The organism is Limnothrix sp. PR1529 (assembly GCF_002742025.1).
Classification (GTDB): domain Bacteria; phylum Cyanobacteriota; class Cyanobacteriia; order CACIAM-69d; family CACIAM-69d; genus CACIAM-69d.
This window is the reverse complement of sequence record NZ_LIRO01000076.1, coordinates 1-7,903: the sequence shown is the minus strand read 5'-3', so window position 1 is coordinate 7,903 and position 7,903 is coordinate 1. Positions and strand designations below refer to the sequence as shown.

Below are 7,903 nucleotides of genomic sequence, written 5' to 3'. Positions count from 1 at the left end.
CCCTGCAATCGATCGCCGTGCCGCCCTTGGTGTTGCCAGCGGAGGTGTTGCCGCCCCCGCCGCCGCCCAAAATTCAAGAGCCAGATCCAGAGCTAATCGAAGCAGTGGCCGACGCGGAACGGGCCCGGCAATCGGTGCGCCTGTTCGATCGCCTAACCATCGGCGCGGCGGCCCTGTCCCTGTTGGCCACCGTGGGCCTCTGGTTCGCCAATCGCAACGAACCGGCAGCGGTGATGGCCGACGGCTCCCCTGCGGCTCCCGTTGCTTCCGTGGCCAACGACGGCAGCAGCGCCCCCGACGATACGGAATTTGCTGCCTATATTTCCCGTTCCTTGGATGCGATCGAGCGGCGCACCAATGGCGGCGGCCCTGCTGCCCAGTTGCCCCAGCCTCCCGCGATCGCGCCAGTGCCCTCGCAATTGCCCAACGTTGTCACCCTCAATCCCCCGAACCCCAGCCCTGCGCCACCGGCCTCCAGCGCTGCCGTCACGCCTGCGGCCCCGGTTGGGTTTCCCCTGTCCAGCAACTTGGTGGACGCGATCGAGCGCTTAACCCGTTTGCTGGAACGGAATCCTAACTTGTCCGCCAACTTACCCCAGCCCAACGGAGCTGCCACCCGCCCCAGCCCCGCGCCGGCCGCTTCCCCTCAACCAACCGCCAGCCCAGCCGCGTCACCGGGGCCCGTTGCGGTCGCTCCCAGCATGACCTACGTTCTGGTGGGGGTTTTGGAATTGGGCGATCGCTCCTCAGCCTTGGTTTCTGTGAACGGCGTGACCAGACGGGTCAGCATGGGCGAGGCGATCGGGGCCAGTGGTTGGACTTTGGTGGAGGTGGCCAACCAAGCCGCGACCCTCCGACGAGATGGCGAAACACGCTCTGTGTTTGTGGGTCAGCAATTTTAGGACACTTTCAAGTCCTGATGACAACGCAAAATTCTGGCAGCAAGGGGTTTAAACCCCTTGTTTGTAGTGATTTAAATCGATCACAGGAACTAATCTTTCAAGGTACTCGGAAAATCAGCAGCGTTATAGCCAGGGATCTCGATCGGGTCGCCCCAGAGCAAGTAATAATCCTCCGCATAAATTGGAAAGCGACAAAGGTCGATCGGGGTTGTTTCCGATGGGTTAACCCCCTGAATTAACCCAGCCGCTTGGAAGGCCGCTGCAATTAATTCAGAGCAGAAAAAACTAGAGTGATCTTCCTGAGCGCAGGTTAATCCCACTTCGTCTAAGATATCCAAGCCCGCCAACGCAGCCTGCACAAAATCGTAGGCACGCTTTTCGCTTTGGCGCATGAAATCCGTGAACTTTTGCAGATCCAATCGAGAGCGATGTTGCTCTCCCAAAGGTAGCCACCAAATTTGGCCATCATAGCCATCCATCAGGGCGCTTAATTTATTGATTTGTACGCCACTTTTGGCAATTCCCGTGTCTTGGTCAAAGCAAAGGGGATGGGATTCAATAATATAAATTTCCGGTTGATCCGTGGTCAACATATCAATTTCCAGCAGGGAAGAAGCTAGCTCCAAACTGATATGTTCCTGATCCTCCGTTGCGCTTGCACTAGGATTTTGGTCACCTTTGGCATCTGAATCAACCTCGCCATCTGGCTGACCATCAACGTTGATCCTGCTGGGCCCATTGATCATGAATTCTGGCTGAAATACAGCGCCCACATGGGAAACCGTGGATTGGGTTGAAAGGCGCACCGTTCCCGACAGGATATCCGCCCCCGCAAAGGCAATCACATCTCCCGATCGCATCCGATGACAAACTTCGTGATATTGCACAATATTCATGACGTTTCGGGCTGTGGCTGGGTGTGTGTCAGTTATAAACGCTGATTGATCAAGAAAATTATTGCTCAGGGGCAATCATCTTCAATGCCTGTTGCAAAATTTCGGGGCGATCGACCATTGCGGCCAATTCTTCGGCCTCATGTCGTCCTTCAAAGGCCTCGATCGCTGCTGCTTTCAGGGCTAGTCCATAAACCTTTTCGAGGATTGCTGTCAGTTCATCCCGCTTGATGTAGTAGCTACCGGCCGATCGCTGGTTCGTGTTTAAGATTTCGTCTACAGAATTTTGAATCGAGAGTTCCCAAGAACGGGTCGATCGCTTTTCGGCCGCTTGTTTAATTAAATGAATCAATAAAATTTTGCTGTAACTCCGAATTCTGTTGCGAATGGCAGTTAGTCCCATTTCTTCCATCTCTTCCACAATCGCCAGCGCCCGATTCACATCGCCAGCTAGCAATAACTCATGCAACGTCAAGATTTCTTCCATAATACTTAGGCTCCTGCTTGAGCTTGCGAGTCAATCATAGTTAACGCCTGTTTCAAGATGGCAGCGCGATCGACCATGGCCGCTAACTCTTCAGCCTCATAGCGCCCCTCAAAAGCTTCTAGCGCAGCTCGATCGATCGCGCTAGCATAGGCTTCATCGAGAATTTCTTGTAATTCATCAACCGATAAATAATAGCCACCAGATTTTCGGCGTTTGTTTTTTCGCTGAATTTGGTGAACCGCATTCCGTATCGAAACCTCCCAAGAACGAGTCGATCGTTGTTCTGCTTTTTGCTTAATGAGATGAATCAGAAGGACGATCGCATAGCTATAGATCTGATCGACAATCGCGCTACGCCCCATCTCTTCAAGTTCCTCAACAATGGCCAATGCACCAGCTACATCGCCAGCCAGCAATAGCTCATGTAATGTCAAAATTTCTTCCATAACGCTGAAGGGCTTGCTTGAGCTTACGAACAAATTAATTTCTTGAAAATTTCTAAGTATGGCTGTCACTGAGAATTTTGTCGATAATAGCCTTCATTCCAGTTGGCTTATAACTTTGACTAGCCATTTTACTAATAATTAAATTTCTAAACGCATCAAAATTCATCTTTTGTGGAAATGGAAGCTGGCCTGTAAAATGCCTGAGTATTTCCTTTCCTTTAAATTTTTGTCGCCACGTACCATCAATAAGAGAGTTTTGTAGTTCGCTTCGAATATCATTGTATAAATCTTCAATTTTGTCCTTTGAAAAGTCTTCAAGAGCAAGTTTTTCAATTTTTTCACAAGATCTTAGAATTGACTCATGAAATCCTTCAATAATATCACTACTTTTCTTTTGGAATTTAATGCAGCTTATAAGCCGATCATGAATCTTTTTGTGTAATTGGTCATGTACCAATTTATCTAAAATCTGATTTGCGCTGGCAACTAGTCGATTTTCAATATCTTCTTCTGACCAAGAAGAATTGAGACTTGTATCATTAAGAACTTCAAGAATAAAGCGAGAATCTAAAAGATAATTCTCAATAGAATAGACATCCCAAGAATATTGATTTGATGTCAGCTTTGGCCCCTCATAATCTTGATCAACAATTGAATAAAAGCGAGACGCGATGCCCGCATCTTTTGCTGCTTTATCCAACATTACTTGAAGCGTTGTTACATTGTATTTATCCGATCCTGATATTAATGAGACTTGTTCCGATATTTCTGGGAACAGTTTACTGACCATCTGAACATCAACAATGGCATTGCCACCACCCTCTAGAATAATAATTTTTGATTTAGGGTTATATGCAGCTAAATTACCGACTAAATCAAAAACAACTCGCTCAAGCTCTGTTGAAGCTTTAACAAGAATAGCTTGGTTTCTAAAATTGCCCAAATCTGATGCTGGGCTAATGTGATAAATAGAGAAATCCGAGTCATCAATCGTACTTCTCAACAGAGAGTCTGAATGAGTGGTTAGCCAAATTTGGTTATTTAATGGCGAGCCAATATTTTTCTGATAAAAACTGGGTAAATCTTTCAGAAGCCTTGGATTTAAATGAAGTTCAGGCTCGTCAAAAAGAATAATAGAGTTTTGTGGGGCATTATTTCTTAACCGGAGATAGCCGAATAAAATTTCTTTCTCTCCAGCACTGAGTTCATCAATTTCATGTTGAGCACCACTACTCAATTCTACAAAAAAATTAATATCTCCATCTTTAGAAGCCTTCAGTCCAATAAATTTTTTGCCTGGAAAAAATGTGGCAAATAAATCATTGAGCGAATCTTTTAAAGATGTTTTGCTCAGAGAAGTAGGTAGATCCTGAATTTTTGAAATATTTTGATCGATAATCAAGCTTGATATAATATATTCTTGCAGAATTTCAGCTTTTATATTTCGATACTTATTGTCAGTGTTATAAAGCATATGATGCTTATATTGATCCGAGAAGCTAGGATTTTGTAGATTAATCCCTTGAACAGATTCTCTAATATAACTTCGACTTGCTGGATGATACTCAAGAACACCAACTTCCCCAGGCGCAAATGTTCTAAATATAAAATGCATCAACGATGATTCTGAGGGGCATTCAAATTCGGGTTTTGTGTTAATTTTGAGTGCAACCACTTGCTCTTCTTTTTCTAGCTCTTGTAAAATCTTGTTCTTATAATCTTCAACAAAGGCTTTCTCGTCAGAATATCTCAGACGTGTCATCAATGGATCCATTGTTTCGGTCTGGCTGTAAGCCATTCCAGGATATCTAAGCTTCCAGAAGTTCTCTTTTAGTAAGTCATCAAGATTTTTAGTCAGAAAGATCTTTTCGTTTTCACTGATCACGAAAGAAGCTCTGATTTCTATTTCTTTCAAAGGGTCTCTAAAAAGCTTTTTAATTCCCTTCAACTTGTTTTGTCCATTAATTAGAAATTCTTGTAAAAACGCTTGAAGTTCAAAAGGATAATATTCTCCATAGGAAGATTTTAAAAGCCTAATTGCGTCAAAAACACTAGATTTTCCACACCCATTAGCTCCTGCAAGAATTATAAATTTACTGACATTTTTGATTTCCAAGTATTCTATTGCTCGAAAATTTTTGATGTATATAGATTGAAGATGCATAGCCTGCCCCTAACAAAGCCTGGTTTTGATGAAGAATTTTTTGTGACTCTCTGGTAATTATAGCGGACATCCAATCTAGCTACCGATTGTAGCTAAAGCAGCCTTGACATAAGTCTGTATCAACTTTTAACCAGACGATCGCCCGTAGTCCCGGCTCGTACTACATTCGACTGAGAGCAAACGCTGATCAGTTGAACTGTCATGTCACAACCGACGATCGAATCGATCCTTCAAGAAAATCGCACCTTTGCACCGCCTGCGGATTTGGCGGCCAATGCCGAAATTAAAAGCCTGGACGACTATCAAGCCCTGTACGATCGCGCCGCCGCCGACCCCACCGCTTTTTGGGCAGAACTCGCTGAAAAAGAACTCGACTGGTTCCAAAAATGGGACACCGCTCTTGATTGGCAGCCCCCCGTTGCCAAATGGTTTGGCGGCGGGAAAATCAACATTTCCCATAACTGTCTCGATCGCCACTTAACCACCTGGCGGAAAAACAAAGCCGCTCTGATTTGGGAAGGGGAACCCGGCGACTCGCGCACCCTCACCTATGCCCAACTGCATCGGGAAGTCTGCCAATTTGCCAACGTCCTGAAATCCCTCGGCGCGCAAAAAGGCGACATCATTGGCATCTACATGCCGATGATCCCGGAAGCGGCGATCGCCATGTTGGCCTGTGCCCGAATTGGCGCGGCCCACAGCGTCGTGTTTGGTGGGTTCAGCGCCGAAGCCCTGCGCGATCGCCTCAACGATGCCAAAGCCAAACTGGTGATCACCGCCGATGGGGGCTTCCGCAAAGATACCGCCGTGCCCCTGAAAGTGCAGGTCGATCGCGCCCTTGACAACAACGCCGCCCCCAGCGTCGAAAACGTGCTGGTTGTAAAGCGCACGGGCCAAGAAGTCCACATGGAGCCGGGCCGCGACCATTGGTGGCACGACCTGCAACAAAACGCCAGCGCCGATTGCCCCGCCGAGCCGATGGACAGCGAAGACCTGCTGTTTGTGCTCTACACCTCCGGCAGCACCGGCAAACCCAAGGGAGTCGTCCACACCACGGCGGGCTACAACCTCTACACCCACATGACGTTCAAATGGACGTTCGACATCAAAGAAACGGATGTCTATTGGTGTACCGCCGATGTGGGCTGGATTACGGGCCACAGCTACATCGTCTACGGCCCCCTCTCGAACGGAGCCACAACGCTGATGTATGAAGGCGCGCCCCGATCGTCCAATCCCGGCTGCTTCTGGGACGTGATCGAAAAATACGGCGTGACGATTTTCTACACCGCCCCCACCGCGATCCGCGCCTTCATCAAAATGGGCGAGCACCTGCCCAAGGCCCGCAACCTCAGTTCCCTACGGCTGTTGGGAACCGTCGGCGAACCGATTAACCCAGAAGCTTGGATGTGGTACTACCGGGTGATTGGCGGCGAGCGCTGCCCGATCGTCGATACCTGGTGGCAAACGGAAACCGGCGGATTCATGATCACGCCGCTGCCGGGCGCGATTCCGACCAAGCCCGGTTCCGCCTCCAAGCCCTTCCCTGGCATTTTGGCGGATGTGGTGGATCTCGATGGCAACCCGGTAGGCGACAACGAGGGCGGCTATCTGGTCGTGAAGCATCCCTGGCCGAGCATGATGCGGACGGTGTTTGGCGACGACCAACGATTCCGCAGCACCTACTGGGAGCACATCGCGCCCAAGGATGGCCAGCATTTCTACTTCGCGGGGGATGGCGCGCGCCGCGATGCCGATGGCTACTACTGGATCATGGGCCGTGTCGATGATGTGGTGAACGTGTCGGGCCACCGGCTGGGGACGATGGAGGTGGAGTCGGCGCTGGTGTCGCACCCGGCGGTGGCGGAGGCGGCCGTGGTGGGCAAGCCGGACGACCTGAAGGGCGAAGACATTGTGGCCTTTGTCACCTTGGAAGGGACGGCGGCGGCCAGCGAGGAACTGATCAAGGAACTGAAACAGCACGTGGTGAAGGAAATCGGGGCGATCGCCCGGCCCGGTGAAATTCGCTTTACGGATGCGCTGCCGAAGACGCGATCGGGCAAAATCATGCGCCGCCTGTTGCGATCGCTCGCCTCGGGTCAAGAGGTTTCTGGGGACACTTCCACCCTCGAAGATCGCTCCGTGCTCGACAAACTCCGCGAAGGATCGTAATTGCTAAACTATGGGCAGGATAGATCTTCTCTATCCTGCCCAGACCCCCAACTCAACAGCATTAATCGAATCCTTGACTATGTTAAGTAACCCAATCGCGCTTTCTGCTAACACCATTGCAGTGGGGAAAACAGTACTCCCAATCTATCAGTTTTCACGTACTGAATATGCATTCTCTTTGCGTGCTATTTTGCATTTTTTAAACATTAAGCATCGCAATTTCTCACAGAAACTGGAGCCTTTTATTGGGATTAACACTCAAACTGGTTTACCCGAAAAATTTATCTCTATTGATGAAAACTTTGTCAGTTTTCTGGCTGAGTTATCTCAAAAAAAGCACCATCCTCAAGCTATGGCTATGTTGGGAATTTTTTCGATGCATGGCTTTAAAGACTATTTACGAAACCAATTTTATGCCGTAGATGATAATCAGCATCCAGCAATATCTGACACTGCTTTTCAAGTGCAGCCCCTGTCTAATATTACAGATGCCGACAAGTCCAGCATTGAACTTAAACTAGATGCCGACGAAATAGTTGAGACTGAATTACCTTTCTTAGATCATCTTCAGAGTATCAAACAGCGAAATCAGCGTCTCTTAAATTTACTTGACGAGTGGAGTGCCAATCCTGACTATGAATTGGATTGTACCTGGGATGAAGTCATGGCGAACTTATAATGGCGAACTTATAAAGGATTACACTTGATGAATATCATTTTTCGCATTAACCTATGACTTGTCATATCGTTGATTTGATAGTGTGTCGTCAATCAAACAAATATGAAAATCATTAATAAGCTTGCTCTTGATACGAATATTTGGTAGTGAATCAAATTAA

Annotated in this window: 7 protein-coding genes; 3 read left to right on the top strand and 4 right to left on the bottom strand. The window is 48.0% G+C overall.

What is annotated here, in order from left to right:
* A partial coding sequence (locus AMR42_RS20490; protein WP_099533793.1) for a hypothetical protein occupies positions 1-902 on the top strand: 902 nt, incomplete at its 5' end.
* A gap of 89 nt (positions 903-991) precedes the next feature.
* Here AMR42_RS20490 and AMR42_RS12130 read toward each other — a convergent pair.
* Genes AMR42_RS12130 through AMR42_RS12115 form a run of 4 tightly spaced genes read right to left on the bottom strand, consistent with a single transcriptional unit; the run spans position 992 to position 4,892 of the window.
* Positions 992-1,798, bottom strand: a complete 807-nt coding sequence (locus AMR42_RS12130) for a hypothetical protein (RefSeq protein WP_099533791.1) — start codon at positions 1,796-1,798, stop codon at positions 992-994.
* 58 nt (positions 1,799-1,856) lie between these two features.
* A complete protein-coding gene (locus tag AMR42_RS12125) occupies positions 1,857-2,282 on the bottom strand; it encodes a DUF29 family protein (RefSeq protein WP_099533789.1) in 426 nt (141 codons plus the stop codon).
* Between the two features lie 5 nt (positions 2,283-2,287).
* A complete protein-coding gene (locus AMR42_RS12120; protein WP_099533787.1) occupies positions 2,288-2,728 on the bottom strand; it encodes a DUF29 family protein in 441 nt (146 codons plus the stop codon).
* A gap of 52 nt (positions 2,729-2,780) precedes the next feature.
* Positions 2,781-4,892 (bottom strand): AAA family ATPase, encoded by a 2,112-nt coding sequence (locus AMR42_RS12115; protein ID WP_099533785.1) that lies wholly within the window; start codon positions 4,890-4,892, stop codon positions 2,781-2,783.
* A gap of 201 nt (positions 4,893-5,093) precedes the next feature.
* Between AMR42_RS12115 and acs the strand changes: the two genes are divergently transcribed.
* A complete protein-coding gene (gene acs, locus AMR42_RS12110; RefSeq protein WP_099533784.1) occupies positions 5,094-7,064 on the top strand; it encodes an acetate--CoA ligase in 1,971 nt (656 codons plus the stop codon).
* Positions 7,065-7,074: 10 nt separating this feature from the next.
* Positions 7,075-7,743 carry a hypothetical protein gene (locus AMR42_RS12105; protein ID WP_099533782.1) on the top strand — a complete coding sequence of 223 codons (669 nt, stop codon included), beginning with the start codon at positions 7,075-7,077 and terminating at the stop codon, positions 7,741-7,743.
* Positions 7,744-7,903 lie beyond the last annotated feature (160 nt).

What these genes read in the sequence shown, in the direction of transcription:
- AMR42_RS12130 (WP_099533791.1), bottom strand. Translation starts at nt 1,798, where the DNA reads ATGAATATTGTGCAATATCACGAAGTTTGTCATCGGATGCGATCGGGA.
- AMR42_RS12120 (WP_099533787.1), bottom strand. Translation starts at nt 2,728, where the DNA reads ATGGAAGAAATTTTGACATTACATGAGCTATTGCTGGCTGGCGATGTA.
- acs (WP_099533784.1), top strand. Translation starts at nt 5,094, where the DNA reads ATGTCACAACCGACGATCGAATCGATCCTTCAAGAAAATCGCACCTTT.
- AMR42_RS12125 (WP_099533789.1), bottom strand. Translation starts at nt 2,282, where the DNA reads ATGGAAGAAATCTTGACGTTGCATGAGTTATTGCTAGCTGGCGATGTG.
- AMR42_RS12105 (WP_099533782.1), top strand. Translation starts at nt 7,075, where the DNA reads ATGGGCAGGATAGATCTTCTCTATCCTGCCCAGACCCCCAACTCAACA.
- AMR42_RS12115 (WP_099533785.1), bottom strand. Translation starts at nt 4,892, where the DNA reads ATGCATCTTCAATCTATATACATCAAAAATTTTCGAGCAATAGAATAC.